The sequence below is a fragment of the Mycobacterium sp. MMS18-G62 genome (genome assembly GCF_053877835.1).
The window spans coordinates 1,499,689-1,521,917 of the sequence record NZ_CM132662.1 but is presented as its reverse complement, the minus strand read 5'-3'; the positions used below and the strand labels follow the sequence as shown (position 1 = coordinate 1,521,917).

Genomic DNA, 22,229 nt, shown 5'->3' with positions numbered 1-22,229 from the left:
CGAGTGGCTGACAGATCGAGCGCTTTGGCTCAACTCAGGGCCCGGGGACGAGCGTCGCCTTGCCGGTGCGCTGCTGACCGCTGCGGTCGATCCACGACAGGTCGACGACGTCGCCGGGGTAGTGCCTGTCCAGCACGTAGGTCAGCGTGGTGGCCGAGTCCAGAGGCGTGCCGTCGAGGTCTGTGATGACGTCGCCGACGGCCACGCCCGCCTGGTCGGCGGGTCCGCCGCGCATCACGTCGCGCACGATGATTCCCTGCCCTCTGCGGGTCTGGGTGCTGACCCCGACACCGAGCAGCGTTGGCGGCCCGATGTGCACGTTGCCCGACGGTGCTCCGGAGCGGATCTGCCCCGCGACGGCCATCGCGTCATTGATGGGAATCGCGAAACCCTCACCGCCAGGACCCATTTGGAACGTCACCGTGGCCGCGGTGATCAAGCCGATGACCTGTCCGCTGCTGTTCACCAACGGCCCCCCTGAGTCGCCTGGTCGCACATCGGCCGCCACCTGGATCAGACCCGTGACCTCCTCGGAGCTACCGGTCAGCGAGTCTTCGGCGTTGACGGTTCGGTTGAGGGCCGTCACGGGACCCACCTCGTGAGTCAGCGGCGCGCCGGTACCGCGGGCGTTGCCGAGGGCGACCGTGGGCTCGCCCTGCGCCACGGATCCGGAGTCGCCGATCGGGGCGCTCGGCAGCCCGCCCGCGCCGAGAAGCTGGATCACCGCGATGTCGTGCTTGCGGTCGTAGCCGATCAGATTGGCGTCGTAGTCGCGGCCACCGACGGATCCCTGGATCGAGTTGGCGCCCGCGACGACGTGGTAGTTGGTCAGCACCACTCCGCCAGGATCGATGACGATTCCGGTTCCCGTTCCGATGGCCTGCTGGTAGTCGATCCTCGTGGTGATCTGCACGACGGATGGTTCGACCGCGGCCGCAGCCGTGTCCGCCGGAGCAGCTATCGCCGAGGACGCCGGTGTGATCAGGGCGAAGACCGCGGCCAGCGCGATCAGCAATGTCGCCAGCGGGCGAGGAAGGCGGGACTTAGCCATGAGCCCATAGTGCCCGAACTCCTGACCGTTAAATCCTTCGCGGTGGCGAACTAGGCCTTTCGCACCACCAGCGTCGCCCGGTAATCCTCGAACGGAATCGGGTCCTCCGGGCTCTGCGGATATGGGTCGAGGGACTGCAGCTCGATGGTGTACTCGCCGACGGCGACGACATCGACGGTCTGACCGGGGGCGGGATTGGTATTGAACGTCACTGTGGACGGCACGCTGGTGTTCGGCTGCACGACAACCGCGATTCGTGCCTGACCCGTCCACACACACTTCACTCGCGCGGGACACCGCGAATCCTCCAGGACCTGTTCGAACCGGACGCGCAGGTTCTCGCTCGCGATCACTGCTTCTTGACCGCCGCCAAGGGCGAACGGCTCATTCAAATTGGCTTCGGGCGCATCGGCTCGCGCCTCTTGGCCCGTATGGCAGGCCGTCAGCGCCAGGCCGAAAAGCACGACGAAGGCGCATACCCACAGCTTGTTGATCATCGGCGCGCTCCGTTGAGGACAAGGTCGACGACGCGCTCGCCCAGCTGCTCGTCGACCGGCTCGCCGGTGAGCAGCAGCCTGCCGTGCAGGGGTGCGATCATGGTCTCCAGCAGCAACGCGGAATCGGTGTCCGGCCGCAGCTCGCCGCGTGCGACGGCCCGCTCGACGACGGGACGCAAGGCGTCGAGCCGGCCCGCCCAAAATGCCTGGCGGGCGTCCCGCTGGTCGCCGGCGGTCAATGACGCCAGATGGAGCGCCGCAAGACCGCCCGGGGATGTCACGTACGCAATCACTGCGCGCACCACCGCGAGTAGGTCGTCGCGCACGCAGCCGGTATTGGGTGTCGGTATCGCCTCGGCGCTGCGGCTGAGCATCGCCTCGACGAACAGCTTCTCCTTCGTGTCCCAACGCCGGTAGATCGTCGTCTCATGAACCCCCGACCTTCGTGCGACACCGGCGATGGTCGCTGAACCGACGCCCTCCTCGGCGACTTCGTCGAAGGCCGCGGCCAGCACGGTGCGGCGAACGTGTTCACCGCGGCGGTGCGTTGCGGGCGCGGTCATCTCACGAGCTTATCGCAAGTCCACTTGCAATACGGCTACGGTCGGCGCATGATCTATCGCAAGTTGCCTTGCAATAGGAGAAGGTCATGGATCCATCAGCGCCGCGCCTCGATTGCACGGGAACCACACCGGCCGTCGGATATCACCACTTTCACGACGACCTGAGCCTGAACTTCCAATGCAACCGGTGGATGCAGTGGATCGGCCCGTCAGCGATGGCAGAGATCACCGCCCTCGCAGCCCGCTGCGACACCTATCCGGAATGGATCGACGGCTTCCTGGGCCTGGCCGATGCCGCCCGCGAGGCGGGCCGCGTGTTTGCGTCGGCGTACTACGACCGGGCGGCGGAGTTCTTCATGCTCCCCGACGATCCGCGCCGAGCGGGCGCCAGGAAAAGGTTCGTGCAGACGATGCGCACGCTGTACGACGTCGCCCCCGATGACGTTCCATACGCGGGTTCGGCGTTACCGGCATTCGATCTGCGTCCGCACGTGGAAACCGGGAGCACCATCGTCGTATTCGGCGGATTCGACAGCTATATCGAAGAATTCCTGCCCATGCTGGCCCCGATGGTGGACGCAGGGCACCGCGTCATTGCGTTCGAGGGACCCGGTCAGGGCGGTGCCTTGGAAGACCGCGGCCTGTCGATGATCCCCGAGTGGGAGCGACCGGTAGCCGCAGTGCTCGATCATTACCAGCTGTCCGACGTGACCGCCGTCGGCGAATCTCTCGGCGGAGGACTGGTCATCCGGGCCGCCGCCTTCGAACCGCGGATCAGCCGTGCCGTCAGTATGGACATCCTCGACGACGAGTTCGAGGTGGTGGCCCGGCAGATCGGTCGCGGGGTAACACCGGTGCTGCGGGTGCTGCTGGCCATGCGTGCCAAGGGGATCGTCAACGCCGTTGCCCGGCGCGCGATCGTGCGCAAACCCGTCGCGGCGTGGGGGCTGCAGCAGGGCATGCACGTCACCGGAACGGCGACGGCTTACGACTTTCTGCGCTCGACCACCAGATTCAACACCCGGCGCGTCTCGCAACGGGTCAGCGCCGACGTCCTCTTGCTTGCCGGCGCCGACGACCACTACGTGCCGCTCACGCAGCTCGGGCGGCAGGCGGCCAACCTGGCCAGCGCGCGGTCGGTCACCACACGCACTTTCACCGCGGCCGAAGAGGCCAGTAATCACTGTCAGGTTGGCAATATCGGCGCGGCCGTGCGGGTGATTCAAGCTTGGCTGCAGCTCACGGCGACTAGTCGCATGGCCGAAAAAGCTAGTGCTGTAGAGGAATTCGAACCGCAGCCTTAGATAGACGTGCCCAGCCGGCGGCTATTTGTCCTCGACGGCGACGCCGCCTCGCAACCGCCTCCGCCGACGTGGGGTTTCCTTGCCGGACGGCCTGCGGTTGCGCAGCTTGCCGTTGGCTGACTCGCCTTCTGCCGGTTCGTCGGCGGGCTCGTCCTGCGCGGTAGAGGTCTCTTCCTCTGCGGTAGAGGTCTCTTGATCCGCGGTCGACTCAGGCTCCTCGACGGTGACCTCGGCCGGCTCGGCCTCGTCCTCGTCCGTCGTCTCTTCGGCCTCGGGTTCCGTCGTCTCCGCCTCGGACGCCTCTTCCTCAACAGCCTTGCGGCCGCGTCGGCGCTGCCTCTTCTCCTTGGGCTTCAGCGGTTTCGGCGGAGGCGGCGGGAGCTCGGCCACATACGCAAGGTGAAAGGCGAGCATGCCGAGCAGGGCGATCGCCGCGGCGGCTCCGTAGATGCCGAACAACCACTGCCCGGCGGTGTCAAGGGAGAGCCAGATCTCGCTGATCGCCGCACCGATGATCAGCACACCCGCGAGGATGTGCAGCCCGATGGACGACGTCCGAAGCGTCAACGCCAGTTGCGGCGTGCGGAACTCCGGCCGCCGAGTACGCAGCAGCGTGAACACCACCGGAAGCGCGGCCAGCCCGATCAGCGCGCCGACGACGATGCGCAGAGCCGTGCCCAGCGTGTGGGAGGTGTCGCCGATCATCTCGGGCCAGCGCGGCAGTACAAAGAAGAAGTATCCGACACCGGCGGCGATACAGAACGACGCGTGCCAAATCACCGCAACGGTGCGGCTCATACCCCTCCTACGCGCCACTTGGCTCTTCGCACGAGCGCTCATCACTAGTTATTTGGCCGGAGTGCGACTCAACTGCCGCACCCCGGACCGAGTGCGGAGGATGCGGGATTTGAACCCGCGAGGGCTGTTAACCCAACCCGCGTTCCAGGCGAGCGCCATAGGCCACTAGGCGAATCCTCCGCGGGCCATGGTAGCCGACCTTGCTGATGCGCCCGTCGAGATGCTCGCGGGCCGGGTATTAGACTCGCCGTGGACCCCGCGCGGCGTCTATCCTGTGAACTCCCCCAGGGCCGGAAGGCAGCAAGGGTCAATGGGCTCTGGCGGGTGCGCGGGGTCCCCTCATTTCTTGCATCCGGTTTGACGTGAAAGGCGCGCGGTGTCGTTTCTGTCGCTCGGCCGTGACGAGCTGCAAGCCGAACACGAGCAGCAGCTGCGGAACTACTCCGACCTGAAAGCCAAGGGGCTGAACCTCGACCTGACCCGCGGTAAGCCTTCACCTGCCCAACTCGACCTGTCCAACGAGCTGCTGCGTCTGCCAGGCGATGACTACCGCGACGGCGACGGCACCGACACCCGCAACTACGGCGGGCTTCACGGGCTGCCAGAACTGCGGGCGATCTTCGGCGAGCTGCTCGGTATCCCGGTGCCCAACCTGATTGCCGGCAATAACGCCAGCCTGGAACTGATGCACGACGTCGTGGTGTTCTCGATGCTGCATGGCGGGGTGGATTCGACGCGGCCGTGGATCCGTGAGCCCGTCGTCAAATTCCTGTGCCCCTCGCCCGGCTACGACCGCCACTTCGCGATCACCGAAAGCCTGGACATCGAGATGATCACCATCCCGATGCGCGAGGACGGACCGGACATCGACCTGATCGAAGAACTGGTCGCCGTCGACCCGGCCATCAAGGGCATGTGGTGTGTCCCGGTGTATTCGAACCCGACCGGCATCACCTACTCGTGGGACATCGCGCGTCGACTGGTCCAAATGGAAACAGCCGCAAAGGATTTCCGGCTGATGTGGGACAACGCCTACGCGGTGCACACACTGACCCACGATTTCGACCGCCAGATCGACGTGCTCGGACTGGCCGAAGCGGCAGGCAACCCGAACCGGCCGCTGGTGTTCGCGTCGACGTCGAAGATCACGTTCGCCGGTGCCGGCGTCAGCTTCCTCGGCGGCTCGCTGGGCAACATCGCCTGGTATCTGCAATACGCGGGCAAGAAGTCCATCGGCCCCGACAAGGTGAACCAGCTCAGGCATCTGCGGTTCTTCGGCGACGCCGACGGGGTGCGTCTGCAGATGCAGCGTCACCAGCAGCTCCTGGCGCCGAAGTTCGCGCTGGCCTTGGAGATCCTCGAGGACCGGCTCGCCGAATCCAAGATCGCGTCGTGGAACGAGCCGAAGGGCGGCTACTTCATCAGTCTTGACGTGTTGTCCGGCACCGCTCGGCGCACCATCGCGCTGGCAAAGGACGCCGGTATCGCTCTGACCGAGGCCGGGTCTGCTTTCCCATACCGAAATGACCCTGAGGACAAGAACATTCGCATCGCGCCGACATTCCCTGCGTTGCCGGAGCTGCGTGAGGCGATCGACGGGCTGGCGACCTGTGCACTGCTGTCGGCGACCGAGGCTCTGTTAGGGACGGAATGATCACTCGGCCCCGGCCTCGTCACACCGCGTCGGTAGCCTGCTGATCGTGGCGCTCTACCGCAAGTACCGGCCGGCAACCTTCGCCGAAGTCATCGGACAGGAGCATGTCACCGAGCCGCTGTCCACGGCGCTAACTGCAGGCCGCATCAACCACGCGTACCTGTTCTCCGGGCCGCGGGGATGTGGCAAGACGTCGTCGGCGCGCATCCTGGCGCGCTCGCTGAACTGCGAGCAGGGCCCGACGGCGACTCCGTGCGGCGTGTGCGATTCGTGCGTCGCGCTGGCGCCGAACGGCCCCGGCAGCGTCGACGTGGTGGAACTCGACGCCGCCAGCCACGGCGGCGTCGACGACACCCGCGAGCTGCGTGACCGCGCGTTCTATGCCCCCGCGCAGTCGCGCTACCGCATCTTCATCGTCGACGAAGCACACATGGTCACCACGGCAGGTTTCAACGCGCTGCTGAAGATCGTCGAGGAGCCGCCGGAGCACCTGATCTTCGTGTTCGCGACGACCGAGCCTGAAAAGGTGCTGCCGACGATCCGGTCGCGCACCCACCACTATCCGTTCCGGCTGCTGGCACCGCGGACCATGCGGTCGCTGCTGGAGCGCATCTGCACCTCCGAAGACGTGACCGTCGACGACGCCGTGTATCCGCTGGTCATCCGGGCCGGTGGCGGCTCGCCGCGCGACACGCTGTCGGTGCTCGATCAGCTGCTGGCCGGTGCCGATGCCAGCCGGGTGGAGTACCGGCGTGCGCTGGCGCTGCTCGGAGCGACGGACGTGGCGTTGATCGACGATGCGGTCGACGCGCTGGCGGCCGGGGACGCCGCGGCGCTGTTCGGTGCCGTCGAGGCGGTCGTCGACGCCGGGCATGACCCGCGGCGGTTCGCCACCGATCTGCTGGAACGCTTCCGCGACCTGATCGTGCTGCAGTCGGTGCCCGATGCGATCGCGCGCGGAGTGGTCGACGGGCCGGAGGACGTGCTGGACCGGATGCGAGATCAGGCCACCCGCGTCGGCACCGCCACGTTGACCCGCTACGCCGAGGTGGTGCACGCGGGCCTGGGCGAGATGCGCGGCGCGACCGCACCGCGGCTGCTGCTGGAGGTGGTGTGCGCGCGGCTGCTGCTGCCGTCGGCCAGCGACACCGAGGCCGCGCTGCTGCAGCGCGTCGAACGCATCGAGACGCGGCTGGAGCTGTCGATCCCGGCGGGTGAGGCCGCGGCTTCGGCGACGGCGGCGCCGTCGAAGCAGTTCGCCCGAAAGAGCAAAGCGGAGACGCCGACCCCTGAACCGACGCCTGAACCAACGGCGGAGGCCACACCGGAGCCGGAGCCAGCGCCTAAGTCCGAATCCGCGCCTGCGCCGGAGCCGGAAGCCGTTGAACCGCAAGCCGTTGAACCGCACGTTGAAACGCAGCCATGGGCAGAGGCGGCGGTGGGTCAGCCGAACGCCGCCGCTGTGCGCAGCATGTGGACGACGGTGCGAGAAAAGGTTCGTCAGCGTAGCCGCACCACCGAGGTGATGCTTGCCGGTGCGATCGTGCGCGCCGTCGAAGACGACACGCTGGTGCTCAGCCACGAATCCGCACCGTTGGCGAAACGACTTGCGGAGCAACGCAATTCCGACGTCATCCGGGAAGCGCTCAAGGACGCACTGGGTGTGGACTGGAAAATCCGGTGTGAAGCAGGCGGTGCGGCTCCCGCGCCGCCTTCACCGGCCGTCGATGATGACCCCGCGCCCGCGCAGAGTCAGCGCGATGACGACGAGGAAAGCATGCTCGCCGAGGCCGGCAGCGACACCTCCGAGGTGACGCGGCGCGACCCCGAGGAAGCCGCGCTGGAGCTGCTGCAGAACGAGCTCGGTGCCCGTCGCATCGACGGCTAGGAAAATTCGCCTCGATTCCGATGCGGTGCTGAGAGTACCGTGCATAGACATGGCAGCGCGTCTGTCAGCGATCGGTGCGGGCTGGTCAATGGTCGTGCTGGTCGCGGCCTGCGCGGGTAACCCCGCTCCTCCGCAGAACTCCAATGGTTCGTCGGTGCCGTCGACCAGCGCGCCGATGAAGATCACCGATCCGTACTCACCGTCAATCGACCCCGGGGCATTCTCGACGACGATCGACAATCCTTATCTCCCAATGACTCCGGGGACTCGCACCCGCTACGAGGTGCATACGCCCGAGGGCGTGCAACGCACGACGACCGAGGTCACCCACGACACCAAAACGATCATGGGGATCAAGACCATCGTCGTTCACGACACGGTCAGCGTCGACGACAAGACTGTCGAAGACACCCTTGACTGGTATGCCCAAGATCGCGACGGCAACGTTTGGTATTTCGGCGAAGACACCAAGGCGATCGAAGAGGACGGCACGGTAGACACGACCGGGTCGTTCGAGGGCGGCGTCAACGGCGCCTTGCCCGGGATCGCCATGCTGAGCCATCCGCACATCGGCGATCAGTACCGACAGGAGTACGCGAAGGGGGTCGCCGAGGACACCGGTGAGGTGGTCAGCCTCACCGGTAGCGAAACCACCCCGGCGACAGGACGCGTCAGTGACTTACTGGTCACGAAGGACGCCGACCGTCTCGATCCCACGGCGCCGCCGGAGAACAAGTTCTACGCGCGCGGGATCGGGCTCGTTCTCACGGTCGAACCCTCCGGGCGAGACGAGGCCGTCAAAGTTGAAAAGTTCTGAGCTGACGCAACCCGTGGTAGCGCACGGGACGCCCTCGGGTACACCTCCCCGCGGGCGCTGGTTTGCCAGTTGGCTGGGCACCGCAGGCGTCGTCGCGTTCGGGGTTATCGCGGTCGCGGTCGTCGTATCGGCGATAGCGGTCGTCGTCCGGGAGCCGTTCGGCGACACCGGTGTCGTGCTACCGACGGCCACGACCACGACGCCACCGCCACCTCCGTCCAGCGCGGCCCCACTTCCTCCGCCCGCCACGCGGGCCCCGTCTGCGGTGGCACCGAGCGGCCCGCCATCGCTCGCTCCGACAACCGTTGCGCCGAGCACGCCGCCACCGCCTCCGAAGCCGAGCGTTACGCACTCGTCGAGCACTCGTTCAGAGCCGAGCAGCATCCACCCGACGACCCATCAACCGTTCCCGCAGGAGACGACCGACTTTCTCGGCCCTCCCGGGACGAACAACTGACGCTAGGGCGTCCACCACGGCCGCAGCGGAAGGCTGCCGTCGCCGCCATGGGAATCGAGTTTGACCGCCAGAACCTGGTGCAGCTGAACGACATTGGTCTCGAAGCCCAGCCGCGACCCGGCCATGTACAGTCCCCACACCTTGGCGGTGGGCAGGCCGACTTCCGCGACCGCCTCGTCCCAGTGCTCGACGAGATTGCGGCACCAGTCCCGCAGCGTCAGTGCGTAGTGATGCCGCAGATTCTCCTCGTGGACCACTTCGAGCCCGACGTCCTGGGCCTCGGTGATGATGCGACCGGATCCGGTGAGTTCACCGTCGGGGAACACGTAGCGGTCGATGAACCCGCCTGCGGTCGGCCCGGTTCGGTTGTCGGGCCTGGTGATGCAGTGGTTGAGCAGCAGCCCACCGGTGCGCATCTTCGACTTCAGGAAGCGGAAGTACGACGGATAGTTGTGCACGCCGATGTGTTCGGTGAGCCCGATCGAGGACACCGCGTCGAACTGGGTTTCGCGGATGTCGCGGTAGTCGCCGTGGCGGACCTCTCCCAAATCGGCAAGGCCTTGTTCGGCGATCGCCTTCTGCGCCCAGGCGGCCTGCTCTTTCGACAGCGTGACGCCGATCGCCTTCACACCGTGGCGGGCGGCGTAGCGGACCATGCCGCCCCAGCCGCAACCCACGTCGAGCAGACGGTCGCCCGGCTTTAGCCGCAGCTTCTCGAACACCAGCCGGTACTTGTTCTCCTGGGCCTGTTCGAGTGTGGCGTCAGGGTGCGGATAACACGCGCAGGTGTAGGTCATCGACGGCCCAAGCACCCATTCGTAGAACGTGTTGGACACGTCGTAGTGGTGATGGATCGCCTCGGCGTCCCGGGTCCGGCTGTGCCGCAAGCCTTCTGCCATCCGGCGCCAACGGGGCAGCGCTTCCTGCGGCGGCGGCGCGATCGGCTTGAGATGCTCGAAACCGATGGAGCGCACGATATTTGCCAGCACCCGAGCAGGCGGCCGCTTGAAGTCCATCTTCTCGGCGAGCGCCTTGAGAAGCTCGTACGGATCACCCGGATGCACACCGTGCGGCTCGAGGTCGCCGGACACATAGGCCCGTGCCAGGCCGAGGTCGCCGGGCGCGGTGGCCAGATACGTGGTGCCGCGCGGGGTCAACAGGTCGAGGCCGAGTTCGGCATCGTCGGGTCCGGCCTTGCTGCCGTCATAGGCGGTGAACTTCAGCGGCAGTTGCCCCGCTGCGAAAATCTCCAGGATTTCGGCCAGCGTCAGCTTCCTGGCCGGCGCGTGTGGCTGATCTTTGAATGTCGTCATCGCAGTTCTCCGCTCTTCGCGCAAGCGCTCATCGCCGTTGCACCGCTTTTGCATATAGGTCTAGCAGCCGTGAGTCCGGGTCGTAGGTCTTCTTCACTGTCTTGTAGGTTTCCCCGCCGTAGAGGTTTTCGAACTCGTCGCGGGAGTAGTACGCATCTGAATACAGCGACTTGTGCCCGTCGAGCTCGCTGACTCTGCGTTCGATCAGCTTGTTGGTATGGCCTTCTTCAGGCCCGACCGGCACCGACGACCAGAAGCCGACGTTGACGTAGGTGTGGTGGGGGCGGATCGGGTACAGCGGCCACTCGCCCTCTTCACGCAGGCGTAGGGGACACAACCAGATCGGCTCGATCGGCACGTTGTCCAGGAACCAGGTGAGGAACTCGGCCGTCCGTTCGATCGGCACCTCGACGTCCTGCACCACGCGCTCGCGGGGCGGGCGGCCGTTGCGCTTCTCGATCCGGTCGGCGATGTTGAACCGCTGGTCGTAGGCGATCAACTTCCAGTAGAAGCTGCTGCGCCGGTAGCGCCGCGGCCAGAACCGGCGAATCCGCGGATCCTGCGCGCCGAATGCCCGCGAGCACCAGAACCAGTCGGTGTCCCACCGCCACAGATAGTCGTGGATGGTGAGCCGGTCATGCTTCTCGGCTCCATCCTTGCCGGAGTGCTGGATCGAGCGGTAGTAGATCTGCTTGCCGGTGTAGTCGCTGACCGGCCCGGGCGTGCTTGTTTGAATGCCCAGTGTCAAGTAGCCCTCTGTGGCGCTGAACACTACCCCGTCGAGGTAATCAACAGGTGCGCCGTCGTGGCCGCCGGTCTCGATGATGCGGTCCATGGCCGCGACGAGATCGTCCACCGAATGGAACCGCAGATGCTTGAGCGCGACGAACGGTTTGACGGTCTCCAGCTCGATCTTCAGCCGGACCGAATAGCCCAGCGTCCCATAGGAATTCGGAAAAGCGCGATACAGGTCGGCGTGTTGATCCGGCGATGCGGTAAGCACGTCGCCAGTGCCGGTCAAGATGTCCATCTCCAGCACCGACTCGTGCGGCAGGCCGTTGCGGAACGACGTCGACTCGATGCCCAGTCCTGTGACGGCACCGCCAAGTGTGATGGTCTTCAGCTGCGGCACCACCAGCGGCGACAGGCCGTAGGGCAGGGTGGCCGCGACGAGATCCTCGTAGGTGCACATGCCGGCGACGTCTGCGGTGCGGTTCTCGGGGTCGACGGCGATGACGCCCGTCAGCCCCGAAACGTCCAGCCCCTTGGTTTTCGTCTTGGCGCGCGCCCGGAACAGATTCGATGTGGGTTTGGCGAGCCGGACGGTGGCGTTCTGGGGTATCGCCCGGTAACTCGCGAGCAGCCGCTGCACGGCCGCACCATGAGCGCTACGTGCGTCGCTCCCCTCAACTGACACGGATATACGCTAGTCCGCGGCCGCAGCCGATGCGACCGCACCGACAGGACAGGAGAGCTATCTCATGGCACAGGTCAGCGCGTCCAGCACCGTCTTGATTGACGCCGCGCCGGAAACCGTGTTGGCGGCCATCGCGGATTACCAGACTGTGCGGCCGAAGATCCTGTCCTCGCGCTACAGCGGCTACCAGGTGCTCGAGGGCGGCCAGGGTGCGGGCACCGTCGCCACCTGGAAGCTGCAGGCCACCAAGTCGCGGGTGCGCGACGTCAAGGCCACCGTCGACGTGGCAGGCCACACCGTCATCGAAAAGGACGCGAACTCGTCGATGATCACGAACTGGACGGTGGCACCGGCCGGGCCGGGCTCGTCTGTCACGGTGAAGACGTCGTGGCAGGGCGCGGGCGGCATCGGGGGCTTCTTCGAGAAGACGTTTGCGCCGCTGGGCCTGCGCAAGATCCAGGACGAAGTACTCGCGAACCTGAAGAGCGAAGTCGAAAAGGGCTAGTTGGTTCGCGGGGGCTGGGTGGCCAGGAAGCCCGCGACTCCCTTGACGACGGCGTCGGCGTACTTCTGCCGGCCTTCGGGTGTCTTCATCAGCCCCGAGTCGACGGGGTTCTTCATGTTGCCGCATTCGACCAGGATCGACGGGTACTGGGCGAGGTTCAGGCCAGCGATGTCAGAGCGTGGGTCCAGGCCGTTCGAGCCGGTGTACGTCGACGGCACGAACCCCGATGCGGCGAGCTGATCACGCATGGTCTTCGCGAACGCGATGGACGGCCCGGCCTGGACATCGTTGAGCGGCGGTGACGAGTAGAGGATGTGGAAGCCGCGGCCGGTGGGCGGTCCGCCATCACCGTGGATGCTGACGACCGCGTTGGGTTGCAGCGAGTTGGCCATCGCCGCGCGCTCGTCGACGCAGGGGCCGAGCCCGGTGTCGTTGCCTCGCGACATCGCCGTCCGCACACCGAGCGCGGTGAGCGCCTGGCGGATGCGCAGCGTGGTGTCCCACGTGAAGGTGTGTTCGGGGTAGCCGTCGTCGGTGGACGTGCCGCTGGCCTGGCAGTCCTTGGTGCCGCCGCGGCCGGTGGGCACCTGGCGGCTGATCGAGTCGTCGTTGGAGCCGTTGTGGCCGGGGTCGAGGAACACGATCATGCCTGCGATATTGGCGGGCGCGGCAGAGGCCGGGGTTACGACCGTCGATGCGGCGATGAGCAGTCCGGCGGCTATCGCGGCGCCGACACGCAGGCAGGCAGGCACGGGCGCCACCGTAGCCGTACTGACGACTAGGCTGAAAGTCCAAACCGCCGCATGTGGATGAGCGCAACCAAGTCGAGACCAATACGCAAGGGGACTGTCATGCAACCCGGAGGCACGCCAGACATGTCGGCACTCCTCGCGCAGGCGCAGCAGGTGCAGCAGCAGTTGATGGAGGCGCAGGAAGCGCTGGCCAACGCCGAGGTACACGGTCAGGCCGGCGGCGGGCTTGTGCAGGTCACCATGAAGGGCAGCGGCGAGGTGGTGGCGGTGTCGATCGACCCGAAGGTCGTCGAACCCTCAGATGTCGAGACCCTGCAGGATCTCATCGTCGGCGCGATCGCCGACGCCTCCAAACAGGTCACCATCCTGGCGCACGACCGGCTCGGTCCGCTCGCCGGTGGCATGGGTGGCCTCGGTCTGCCGGGAATGTAATTGTTTGAGGGACCCGTTCAGGATCTGATCGACGAGCTCGGCAAGCTGCCCGGCATCGGTCCGAAGAGCGCGCAGCGGATCGCATTTCATTTCTTGTCGGTGGAGCCGCCACAGATTGACCGGCTGACGGCGGTGTTGAACAAGGTCCGCGACGGGGTGAAGTTTTGTGCGGTGTGCGGCAACGTCTCTGACGAGGACCGCTGCCGAATTTGTTCCGATGCACGTCGAGATGCCTCTGTGGTGTGTGTCGTGGAAGAGCCGAAGGACGTGCAGGCCGTCGAGCGCACGCGCGAATTCCGCGGCCGCTACCACGTATTGGGCGGGGCGCTGGATCCTTTGTCGGGTGTGGGACCGGAGCAATTGCGAATCCGCGAGCTACTCAACCGGATTGGCGAACGAGTCGACGGTGTAGACATCGCCGAGGTGATCATCGCGACGGATCCGAACACCGAGGGCGAGGCGACGGCGACGTATTTGGTGCGGATGCTGCGCGACATCCCGGGTTTGACGGTGACGCGCATCGCGTCGGGACTGCCGATGGGCGGCGACCTGGAATTCGCCGACGAGCTGACGCTCGGCCGGGCCCTGGCGGGCCGCCGCGCGATGGCTTAGTTCGCGAGAGTTACGTTTTGCAGAGGGTTACTCGCACTTCCTCTGCAAAACGTCACTTTGGCTGAACTGTCTGCCCCCACTGCGATCATTTCGGGCCATGGGGGACATATTCATCGGAAGTGAGGCCGTCACGTCTGGTCGCTTGACCAGGCACGAATTGAAGCGTTGGTATAGGCCGCTATTCCGCGGCGCCTACGTTTCCAAGCTCGAGCAACCGTCCTTGCGGGACCGAATCTACGCTGCATGGCTGGCGACGGGCCGCACCGCAGTGATCGGGGGAGTGGCCGCGTCCGCGCTACACGGCGCTGCCTGGGTCGACGTCGATACACCAATTGAGTTGATCTACCGGGGACGGCCGCAGTCTGGAATGGTTATCCGCAAGGAGACCTTGGCCGACGACGAGATCACGCGCGTGGCCGGCCTACCCGTGACAACGCGGGCCCGAACGGCATTCGACCTGGGCCGCTATTTGCAACGGGACGAAGCCATCGCCCGGCTCGATTCCCTGATGCGGGCGCAGGTGTTCTCGATTGAAGACGTGTTACTGCTCGCCAAGCGATACCGAGGCGCGCGTGGGCTGAAGGCATTACGCGTTGCCCTTCCGCTTGTCGACGGCGGTGCGGCGTCGCCAAGGGAGACTTGGCTGAGGCTGCTGTATATCGACGCGGGATTACCAAGGCCCACAACTCAAATCCCGATTTGCAAGGGCCGTGGGCGTCTCGTCCGGATGGCCGACATGGGCTGGGAGGAATTCATGGTGGTGTCCGAGTACGACGGGGATCAGCACCGAACGAACCGCCCGCAGTACGTCAAGGACATCAGATCTCTGCGCAAGGCGAGGAGCCTGGGCTGGATCGTCGACCAAGTCGTGAAAGAGGACCGGCCCGCCGGCATCGTCGAGCGTGCGCGCAAGGCACTGATGAGCCGCGGCTGGAAGCCCTAGACAGGCTTCCGCGAGAATGCACTTATTGCGCGGCCCGCTCGAACTTCCTCTCAACAACTGCAGTTTCGGCGAAAATTGGAAGCCCTAGACGCGGCGTGGCGCGGCCAGGCGTTCCCGCCGCAGTTGTGCAACCTCGTCGATTTCCAGCGGTGCCAGCTCGCCGACCACCCGCGACAGCAGGTAGTCCGCGAGTTCCGGGTTCCGCGCCAAGCATGGGCCATGCAGGTACGTGGCGACGACGCTGCCTTGCACCGCGCCGTCGATGCCATCACCCGCGCGGTTACCCGCTCCACTGATGATGCGCGCCAACGGTTTAGCCGCCGGCCCGAGAACCGTTCCGCCGCGGTGGTTTTCGAAGCCCGTCAACCGCTCGGACAAACCCGCCAGCAGCGGCTGCGAAACCACCTCCCCGATCGTCCGCTTGTCCTGAGGCGACGTGGTCACATCCAGCATCCCCACTCCGTCGACCCGCTCACCCGACGACGTTTCATACCAATGCCCCAAGACCTGGATGGCCGCGCAGATCGCGAGCACCGGCGCCCCGCGCGCAGCGGCCTGCTGCAAGCCGGGGTAACGGATCAGATGCTTCGTCGCCAGCCGCTGCGCGTAATCCTCGGCCCCACCCAACGTGTACATGTCGAGCTCGGCTGGCACCGGATCCGACAGCGTGATCTCGACGATCTCGGCGTCGAAGCCGCGAAGCCGCAGCCGCTGCCGCAGTACGACCGAATTGCCGCCGTCGCCGTATGTGCCCATCACGTCGGGCAGCACCAGCCCGATCCGCACCGTCGACTCAGACACGTGACAGCACCCGGCTCAGCTGCAAGAAGGCGGTGTAGTTGGCGACGACCTCGACGTGGCCGGGCGGACACGACTCGATGGCCTCGACGGCGTTGTGCACCAGCGTGTGTTCCACGCCTGCGTATCCAAGGCGTACCGCCAAGTCCGTCCCCCGTTCGCCCGCGGCCACCACGGGCTTATCGACGAAATGCTCGAAGTTGACGTCCCACAACCACGACAGGTCTTCGCCGTCGGGCACCTGCCCGTTGACCGAGATCACCACCGAGCCTGCGTCGGTGTCCACCATCGACAGCGCCTCCTGCCAGCCGGCCGGATTCTTGGCCAGCAGCATGCGAACGGTGTGTGCGCCGAAGTGCAGCGTGCTGTACCTGCCCGCGACCTCGTCGACGCGTGACACCGCGGCCACCGCAGCAGCCGGATCGGCGCCAAGCGTGACGGCCGCCGCGACCGCCTGCGTGGCATTGCCACGGTTGACGGCCCCTGGCAACGCCAACGTCATCGGTAGTGAAAGCCCTTCGGGCCCATAGATATTCGTGTCGTCGAACCACCAGTGCGGGCTGGGCCGCTTGAAATCCGTTCCGGTGGAGTACCAGTCGGACCCCTCGCGGACGATGATCTCGCCGGACCGCGGACAGCTCACCGAGTCGTTCGCCCAGCCGCCGCCCGCCGCGACCCATACGACGTGCGGACTGTCGTAGGCCGCCGACGTCATCAGCACGTCGTCGCAGTTGGCCACCACCACCGCCGACGGATGCCGCGCCAGCCCACCCCTCAACGTCCGCTCGATGTGGTTGATCTCACCGACGCGGTCGAGCTGATCGCGGGACAGGTTCAACAACACGATCACCGCGGGGTCGATGGCGTCAGCCACGTGCGGCACATGCATCTCGTCGACTTCCAGTGCGGCGAGCCCAGCGTCACGCGAACCGGCCAGCGCCGCCACCAGCCCGGCGTCCATGTTCGCGCCCTCGGCGTTGGTGGCGACATCGCCGAGGGTCCCTAAAGCCGCCGCAGTCATCCTGGTGGTCGTCGACTTGCCGTTTGTCCCGGTCACCACCACCGTGCGACGGCCCTCGCCCAGCTGCCGCAGCACGGATTTGTCCAGCGCAAGAGCCACCAGGCCGCCGATCATCGCGCCGGCGCCGCGCCCGGTGACCCGCGACGCCCATCGCGCGCCGGCTCCGGCCGCCAGTGCGACCCGTCCACGAGTGGTGACCATCCCCGGCATTTTAGGTAGCCGACACGCTGGCGAGCGATCCGGCGATGTCGGGGGCCCGTGCCATCCTCAAATCGTGAGCCAAACCTGGGGCCGGCCGGCAACCGAACCCGGAGCGGGCTGGGCCGTCGTCGACGTCGAGACGTCGGGCTTTCGCCCCGGGCAGGCGCGCGTCGTCAGCATCGCCGCGTTGGCGCTCGGCGATGACGGCAACGTCGAGCAAAGCCTTTACACGCTGCTCAACCCCGGCGTCGATCCCGGTCCAACCCACGTCCACGGCCTGACCGCCGACATGCTCGAGGGGCAGCCCTGCTTCGGCGACATCGTCGACGACCTCGTCGAGGTGCTCAAAGGCCGCACCCTGGTCGCCCACAACGTCGGTTTCGACTACTCGTTCCTGGCCGCAGAAGCCGAGCTCGTCGGCGAGGAGCTGCCCATCGAAACCGTGATGTGCACCGTAGAGCTCACTCGCAGGCTGGAGCTTGGCACCGAGAACCTGCAGCTGGCGACGCTGGCGGGGCATTGGGGCATCACGCAGATCAAACCGCACGACGCGCTCGACGACGCGATGGTGCTCGCGCAGATCCTGAAGCCGGTCCTGGTCCGCGCCCGTGAGCGCAGAGTCTGGCTGCCGACGCGCCCAGTGACGCGGCGCTACTGGCCGAATGGCCAGGTCACACACGAGGAGCTGCGCCCGTTGAAGATGCTGGCGTCGCGGATGCCGTGCCCGTATCTCAACCCCGGCCGGTTCGTCGCGGGGCGTCCGCTGGTGCAGGGCATGCGGGTCGCGCTATCGGCGGAAGTCGCCCGCACCCACGAGGAACTCGTCGAGCGCATCGTGCATGCAGGCCTGGCCTACACCGACGCCGTCGACCTGGAGACGTCGCTGGTCATCTGCAACGAGACCGAACCCGAACACGGCAAGGGCTACCAGGCCAACGAACTCGGTGTTCCGCTGGTCCGCGACGCCGACTTCATGCGTCTGCTCGATTCCGTCGTCGGCGGCACGAGCGTCGAAGACTTCACCGACAACACCCTCGCCGGCGAGCAGTTCGCACTCTTCTAGGCCGGGCGCGCCGTCCCCAGTGAGACACCCGGGGTGAACGTAACGGGCAGCCGGCCCAGCCCGGTCATGCTCGGATTGCCGGAATACCGATGGACACCACCAAGGTCGACGTCATAGTCCGGTATGCGTTCGAGCACCGCCTTCACCATCACCTCGAACATGACCCGCGCCAGCGGGGCGCCGATGCAGCGGTGCGGCCCGAGCCCGAACGCGACGTGACGATTCGGCGACCGGTCGAGTATCACTTCGTCGGCTCGGTCGAACTCGCGCTCGTCGTGATTGGCCGCAAGCCAGCTGATGAGCACCTGGTCGTTGCGCCGAAGTTGTTGTCCGCCAAGGACGGTGTCGCGGCTTACCGTGCGGCTCAGTGTCTTGTTGACCGAGCAGTACCTGAGAAACTCGTCGGCCGCGGAGCGGTACAGCTCGGGCCGGTCGATGAGTTGCTGCCGCAGATCCGGATGCGTGCCGAGGTGCAGCAGGCTCAGCGCGGTCAGGGATGTCGTGGTGTCGACGCCGCCGCCGATGAGATTCCAGAGGATGTCGATGAGCTGGTTGTCGTCCAAAGGCTCGCCGTCGAATTCGAACTGAACGAGGAAACTTGTCAGGTCGTCGCCCGGGTCGGCCCGTCGGGTCGCCGCGAATTTCAGCAGGCCGTTGATCATTGCGGGGACCTCGGCGATCGCCTGGTTGTATGCGTCGGCATCGGAGGCGTCCATCACCGAGTGGAAGAGGTTGGCGTAGAGCTGCCAGTTGTCGTAGGGCAGGCCCATCAACCGCATGGTGAGGATCGCCGGGACGGGACTGGCGTAGTCCAGCACGAGGTCCATCCGGCCGTCGGTGATCCGCTGGTCGAGAAACCAGTGCACGGACTGCTCCATGAAGGGGCGCATCTTCTCGACGGCGCCCGATGAGAAGAACGGGGTGAGCGCGCGTCGCAGCGCCAGATGGTAGGGGCCGTCGACTTCACCGATGCCGAGCGGCGGCTGGCCTTCGGGACGCGGAACACCCATCTCGCCTTGGTAATTCACACCGTCGGCAGCGTTGGGCTCGTACCTGTGCGCGAAAACCTCGCCGTCACGCGCCACCTTTTCGACCGCTTCGTAACTGGAGACGTACCAGAATCCGCCGTACTTCTCGTTCCATGCGACGGGGCATCGGCTACGGAGTTCGGCGTTGATCTCGTCTTCGTTGCGATTGAACTCGTCGGAATGGTGATCGAATCCGATGATCGCCTCGGCACTGACGTCAGGACCGCCCATTGGGCTATCTTTGCATTTTTAGGGAGGTAAGTCCCTCGGGAGGTGGAACCCATCGACAGTGCGACCATCGACGGACGGGCGATCCCAGATTTGCCCGATCTCCCGCGGATGCGCCGCGAACGTTTCGAGCGCCTGCAGCATCAGCTCGACGCACAAGGTGTCGACGGCCTCGTGCTGCTCGGGTCCAGTTCGGTGGCGTATGCCACCGGCGCGGCCGCACCTGCCCAGGATGGTGACCGCGCTGCGCTGTTTCGTCCGGTGGCGGTTGTGGTGAAGGGGGATTCCGCACCGCACCTGTACACGCTCTACGCCGACGGGGTTCCTGCCGACCTTCCCGACGATCATCTGCACGGAGCCTTGTTTCCGGATCTCGACGACGGCATCGAGGAGTTCGCCGCGGCTCTCGCCGGTCATTTTCCATCCGGCGCTCGCATCGGCGTCGACGCCCAAACGCACGCGATGCTTCGGGGTCTGCCCCCGTTCGACTGGGTAGATGCCTCCGACGTTGTCGGTGCCGCCAAGCTCACGAAGACACCCGACGAGATCGCGTGCATACGCCAGGCGCAGCGGCTGAATGAGATCGCGATGGGAGACGCGCTGGCCGCTCTGCGTCCCGGCGTTCGCCAGATAGACCTCAGCGCGGTGTTCCTGCGCCGCGTCTTCGAACTCGGTGCCTCCGCGAACGGTATCGATCCCATCTGGCAGGTGATGGCGCCGACGCGCGAGCTCGGACCCTGGACCCTGCATGGCGATCTGGCCTATCCGACCGTCACCACCGACCGCTTCCTTCGCGAAGGCGACGTCATCTGGGTCGACTCGGGCATCACCTGGGAGGGCTACGCCTCCGACTACGGCCGGACCTGGATCACGGGTGGCGGTCCAAATGCGCGGCAGGAGGAGCACTTCCGCCGCTGGCGAGCGGTGGTCGACGCCGCGCTCGACGTTCTCAAGCCAGGAGTGTCGGCGCTCGAACTCGGCAAAGTGGCCATCGACGCGAACGACGGAGTCCGTCCTTGGATCGAGCATTTCTATCTGGCACACGGCGTGGGCACCGAGAGCGCAGAGATGCCACTCATCGGGACGGACTTGGGTGAGCGGTTCGACGAGCGGCTGATCATGCAGCCAGGGATGGTACTAGTTCTCGAGCCGGTTATCTGGGAGGAGGGCGTCGCCGGTTACCGTTCGGAAGACATTGTGGCCGTGACGGATACGGGCTGGGTGAAGCTCAGCGGATCGACCTACGAACCGTACGGGATATCGGCGTGAGCCCCGTCGCCCGCGACCGCGGGTTGTTCGTCGGCATGATGGGCCTTGAGGACGACGCACGCGTCGACTTCGGCCGCCTGCGTGCGCAACGACGCGCAAAAGTCTTCTCCGGCATGGAAAGCCACAACCTCGATGCCTTGCTGCTCGGTGGCGTCGGCGACGTGAAGTACGTGTCGGGTGCCCGTCAGCTCGGGCGCTCTGGTGTCCTGCCCTTCGCTCCCGTCGCGGTGGTGGTGAAGGAAACCGAACGCGTGCATCTGCTTTCGACCTGGGACGAGGGCGTGCCGCCGGAGATCGGTCGCGACGATCTGTACCGCATGAGCTGGAATCCCGCCAACCTCGCAGCCGACCTCGCTGGCATCCCAGGTCTAAGCGAGGCGCGGCGGGTCGGCACCGACGGTTTGACGCCGATGTTCGCCGCGTTGATTCCTGAACTCGTCACCAAGGCGGAACTCCTTGACGCCGCACCGGTCATGGACGGTGCGCGACGGACCAAGACGCCCGACGAGATCACCTGCCTGCACGTGGCGTCGGCGATCTCGGAAGCGGCGCTGAGTGCGATGGAAGACGCACTGACGCCCGGCATCACCGAACGTGAACTGCTCGGCATCTACCACGAGCGGATCGCCAGCCTGGGCGCGCCGATGCCGCCGTCGGAAGGCGTGTGCTTCGCGACGCCCTCGCAGGGTCAGGTCAGTTTCCGGCACTTGGCATCTGAGCGGCCGATCCGCGACGGCGAAATGGTGGTGCTCGCGCCCGGTGCGTTGTACGCCGGCTACGAGGCAGGCCTGGGCCGCACGCGCGTAGCCGGTCGCGCCGGTCCGTCGGGGACCCCCAGCTTGGCCTCCGAATGCGCCCGCGGCTTGGAGGCGCTGATCTCCGCATGTCGTCCCGGCAATACGGGTGCCGATCTGTACCGGGCGTGGCAGGACACGGGCAACGACGATCCGGGGGTCCCGCTGGCACACGGCCTCGGGTTGGGCGCCGAACCGCCGCTGATCGGTCTCGGGCGTGGCCGCGATGCCGTCATCGAGGAAGAGATGGTGTTGAGCGTGCAGTCGTGGGTTGCCCACGAAGGCATTGGCGGCTGCCTCCAGCGCGATACGGTGCTCGTCGACAGTGGTGGACCAACCCTGCTCACACGCTACGGAAGGTTGTAATGGCAAGCCACCGAACAGTTTTCAATCACATCGGCTTGTGCGTCAGCGATCGCGAACGGTCGCGTCGTTTTTACGAGGGTCTACTCGGCTTCCAGTTCTGGTGGGACCTCGAACTGCCTGACGAGGGCACCGCTCAGCTGCTGCAGCTGGCCAAGCCGATCGGCGTGCGTGCGACGTACCTGGTGCGCGACGGCCTCGTGCTGGAACTCATCGACTACTCGAAACGCGACGTACAGAGCCGTGAGCGAGTCATGGACGAAGTCGGGCTGACGCATATCTCGCTATCGGTGTCTGACCTCGCCGGCGTGCTGGAAAGGGTCGAGGATTTCGGCGGCTCGGTGGTCAAGGACACCGTCACCGAACAGTTCGCGATGATCCGCGACCCCGACGGACAGCTGATCGAGCTGCTCCCGGATACCTGGCTGGCCAATCTGCCGCCGCGCCCGTAGACCCATTGT

23 protein-coding genes, 1 tRNA gene and 1 other RNA gene are annotated in these 22,229 nt (G+C 66.1%); 14 read left to right on the top strand and 11 right to left on the bottom strand.

Annotated elements, in window-relative coordinates; translation table 11 throughout:
- Window positions 1-34: 34 nt before the first annotated feature.
- Genes ACWW36_RS07595 through ACWW36_RS07585 form a run of 3 tightly spaced genes read right to left on the bottom strand, consistent with a single transcriptional unit; the run spans window position 35 to window position 2,111 of the window.
- Complete coding sequence (locus ACWW36_RS07595) at window positions 35-1,051, bottom strand: S1C family serine protease (protein ID WP_456140955.1); 1,017 nt, start codon at window positions 1,049-1,051, stop codon at window positions 35-37.
- A gap of 50 nt (window positions 1,052-1,101) precedes the next feature.
- Window positions 1,102-1,548 (bottom strand): hypothetical protein, encoded by a 447-nt coding sequence (locus ACWW36_RS07590; RefSeq protein ID WP_456140954.1) that lies wholly within the window; start codon window positions 1,546-1,548, stop codon window positions 1,102-1,104.
- The gene (locus tag ACWW36_RS07585) at window positions 1,545-2,111 is read right to left on the bottom strand and encodes a TetR/AcrR family transcriptional regulator (protein WP_456140953.1); all 567 of its coding nucleotides are present in this window, start codon (window positions 2,109-2,111) and stop codon (window positions 1,545-1,547) included. The genes ACWW36_RS07590 and ACWW36_RS07585 overlap by 4 nt, the downstream gene beginning before the upstream one ends.
- Window positions 2,112-2,197: 86 nt before the next feature.
- Between ACWW36_RS07585 and ACWW36_RS07580 the strand changes: the two genes are divergently transcribed.
- The gene (locus ACWW36_RS07580; RefSeq protein ID WP_456140952.1) at window positions 2,198-3,415 is read left to right on the top strand and encodes an alpha/beta fold hydrolase; all 1,218 of its coding nucleotides are present in this window, start codon (window positions 2,198-2,200) and stop codon (window positions 3,413-3,415) included.
- Between the two features lie 21 nt (window positions 3,416-3,436).
- Here the strand turns inward: ACWW36_RS07580 and ACWW36_RS07575 are convergent, their stop codons facing one another.
- On the bottom strand, window positions 3,437-4,213 hold the full coding sequence (locus ACWW36_RS07575; RefSeq protein WP_456140951.1) for a hypothetical protein: 777 nt from the start codon (window positions 4,211-4,213) through the stop codon (window positions 3,437-3,439).
- Window positions 4,214-4,307: 94 nt separating this feature from the next.
- Window positions 4,308-4,393 (bottom strand) — tRNA-Ser (locus ACWW36_RS07570).
- Between the two features lie 68 nt (window positions 4,394-4,461).
- Here ACWW36_RS07570 and ffs point away from each other — a divergent pair.
- The 5 genes from ffs (at window position 4,462) to ACWW36_RS07545 (ending at window position 9,029) form a co-directional block, all read left to right on the top strand.
- Window positions 4,462-4,556: signal recognition particle sRNA small type (ffs, locus tag ACWW36_RS07565), an RNA gene on the top strand.
- Window positions 4,557-4,589: 33 nt separating this feature from the next.
- Entirely contained in the window at window positions 4,590-5,867 is a 1,278-nt protein-coding gene (locus ACWW36_RS07560; protein ID WP_456140950.1) for an aminotransferase class I/II-fold pyridoxal phosphate-dependent enzyme, read from the top strand.
- 46 nt (window positions 5,868-5,913) lie between these two features.
- Complete coding sequence (locus ACWW36_RS07555) at window positions 5,914-7,755, top strand: DNA polymerase III subunits gamma/tau (protein WP_456140949.1); 1,842 nt, start codon at window positions 5,914-5,916, stop codon at window positions 7,753-7,755.
- Window positions 7,756-7,804: 49 nt separating this feature from the next.
- On the top strand, window positions 7,805-8,572 hold the full coding sequence (locus tag ACWW36_RS07550) for a hypothetical protein (protein WP_456140948.1): 768 nt from the start codon (window positions 7,805-7,807) through the stop codon (window positions 8,570-8,572).
- Window positions 8,559-9,029 carry a hypothetical protein gene (locus ACWW36_RS07545; protein ID WP_456140947.1) on the top strand — a complete coding sequence of 157 codons (471 nt, stop codon included), beginning with the start codon at window positions 8,559-8,561 and terminating at the stop codon, window positions 9,027-9,029. The genes ACWW36_RS07550 and ACWW36_RS07545 overlap by 14 nt, the downstream gene beginning before the upstream one ends.
- Window positions 9,030-9,031: 2 nt before the next feature.
- Here ACWW36_RS07545 and ACWW36_RS07540 read toward each other — a convergent pair whose 3' ends face one another.
- Window positions 9,032-10,342: a class I SAM-dependent methyltransferase gene (locus ACWW36_RS07540; protein ID WP_456140946.1), complete on the bottom strand. Its 1,311-nt coding sequence runs from the start codon at window positions 10,340-10,342 to the stop codon at window positions 9,032-9,034.
- A gap of 28 nt (window positions 10,343-10,370) precedes the next feature.
- Complete coding sequence (locus ACWW36_RS07535) at window positions 10,371-11,759, bottom strand: FAD-binding oxidoreductase (protein WP_456140945.1); 1,389 nt, start codon at window positions 11,757-11,759, stop codon at window positions 10,371-10,373.
- Window positions 11,760-11,823: 64 nt separating this feature from the next.
- On the opposite strand from ACWW36_RS07535, the gene ACWW36_RS07530 reads away from it, so the two are divergent.
- Window positions 11,824-12,264 (top strand): SRPBCC family protein, encoded by a 441-nt coding sequence (locus ACWW36_RS07530; protein WP_456140944.1) that lies wholly within the window; start codon window positions 11,824-11,826, stop codon window positions 12,262-12,264.
- Here ACWW36_RS07530 and ACWW36_RS07525 read toward each other — a convergent pair.
- Window positions 12,261-13,016 (bottom strand): Rv3717 family N-acetylmuramoyl-L-alanine amidase, encoded by a 756-nt coding sequence (locus ACWW36_RS07525; protein ID WP_456140943.1) that lies wholly within the window; start codon window positions 13,014-13,016, stop codon window positions 12,261-12,263. The two genes, ACWW36_RS07530 and ACWW36_RS07525, sit on opposite strands and share 4 nt — an antisense overlap.
- A gap of 99 nt (window positions 13,017-13,115) precedes the next feature.
- Here ACWW36_RS07525 and ACWW36_RS07520 point away from each other — a divergent pair, with 99 nt between their 5' ends.
- The 3 genes from ACWW36_RS07520 to ACWW36_RS07510 all read left to right on the top strand — a co-directional run bounded on the left by ACWW36_RS07520 (window position 13,116) and on the right by ACWW36_RS07510 (window position 15,003).
- The gene (locus tag ACWW36_RS07520; protein WP_456140942.1) at window positions 13,116-13,448 is read left to right on the top strand and encodes a YbaB/EbfC family nucleoid-associated protein; all 333 of its coding nucleotides are present in this window, start codon (window positions 13,116-13,118) and stop codon (window positions 13,446-13,448) included.
- A complete protein-coding gene (gene recR / locus ACWW36_RS07515; protein ID WP_456140941.1) occupies window positions 13,449-14,060 on the top strand; it encodes a recombination mediator RecR in 612 nt (203 codons plus the stop codon).
- A gap of 97 nt (window positions 14,061-14,157) precedes the next feature.
- Window positions 14,158-15,003, top strand: coding sequence for a hypothetical protein (locus ACWW36_RS07510; protein ID WP_456140940.1), 846 nt, complete (start codon window positions 14,158-14,160; stop codon window positions 15,001-15,003).
- An 84-nt stretch (window positions 15,004-15,087) separates the two neighbouring features.
- Here the strand turns inward: ACWW36_RS07510 and ACWW36_RS07505 are convergent, their stop codons facing one another.
- Both ACWW36_RS07505 and ACWW36_RS07500 read right to left on the bottom strand, forming a co-directional pair.
- Window positions 15,088-15,804, bottom strand: coding sequence for a type 1 glutamine amidotransferase (locus tag ACWW36_RS07505; protein ID WP_456140939.1), 717 nt, complete (start codon window positions 15,802-15,804; stop codon window positions 15,088-15,090).
- Window positions 15,797-17,023 (bottom strand): MurT ligase domain-containing protein, encoded by a 1,227-nt coding sequence (locus tag ACWW36_RS07500; protein WP_456140938.1) that lies wholly within the window; start codon window positions 17,021-17,023, stop codon window positions 15,797-15,799. Before ACWW36_RS07500 ends, ACWW36_RS07505 begins: the two co-directional genes overlap by 8 nt.
- A 70-nt stretch (window positions 17,024-17,093) precedes the next feature.
- Here ACWW36_RS07500 and ACWW36_RS07495 point away from each other — a divergent pair, with 70 nt between their 5' ends.
- Window positions 17,094-18,086 carry a DEDDh family exonuclease gene (locus ACWW36_RS07495; RefSeq protein WP_456142403.1) on the top strand — a complete coding sequence of 331 codons (993 nt, stop codon included), beginning with the start codon at window positions 17,094-17,096 and terminating at the stop codon, window positions 18,084-18,086.
- On the opposite strand, the gene ACWW36_RS07490 is transcribed toward ACWW36_RS07495, so the two are convergent.
- Complete coding sequence (locus ACWW36_RS07490) at window positions 18,083-19,345, bottom strand: cytochrome P450 (protein ID WP_456140937.1); 1,263 nt, start codon at window positions 19,343-19,345, stop codon at window positions 18,083-18,085. The two genes, ACWW36_RS07495 and ACWW36_RS07490, sit on opposite strands and share 4 nt — an antisense overlap.
- Window positions 19,346-19,453: 108 nt before the next feature.
- Between ACWW36_RS07490 and ACWW36_RS07485 the strand changes: the two genes are divergently transcribed.
- From ACWW36_RS07485 to ACWW36_RS07475, 3 genes are read left to right on the top strand one after another with little or no spacing between them, the layout of a single operon-like run.
- Entirely contained in the window at window positions 19,454-20,611 is a 1,158-nt protein-coding gene (locus tag ACWW36_RS07485) for a M24 family metallopeptidase (protein ID WP_456142402.1), read from the top strand.
- Window positions 20,608-21,771: a M24 family metallopeptidase gene (locus ACWW36_RS07480; protein ID WP_456140936.1), complete on the top strand. Its 1,164-nt coding sequence runs from the start codon at window positions 20,608-20,610 to the stop codon at window positions 21,769-21,771. The genes ACWW36_RS07485 and ACWW36_RS07480 overlap by 4 nt, the downstream gene beginning before the upstream one ends.
- The gene (locus tag ACWW36_RS07475; protein WP_456140935.1) at window positions 21,771-22,220 is read left to right on the top strand and encodes a VOC family protein; all 450 of its coding nucleotides are present in this window, start codon (window positions 21,771-21,773) and stop codon (window positions 22,218-22,220) included. Before ACWW36_RS07480 ends, ACWW36_RS07475 begins: the two co-directional genes overlap by 1 nt.
- Window positions 22,221-22,229: the final 9 nt, after the last annotated feature.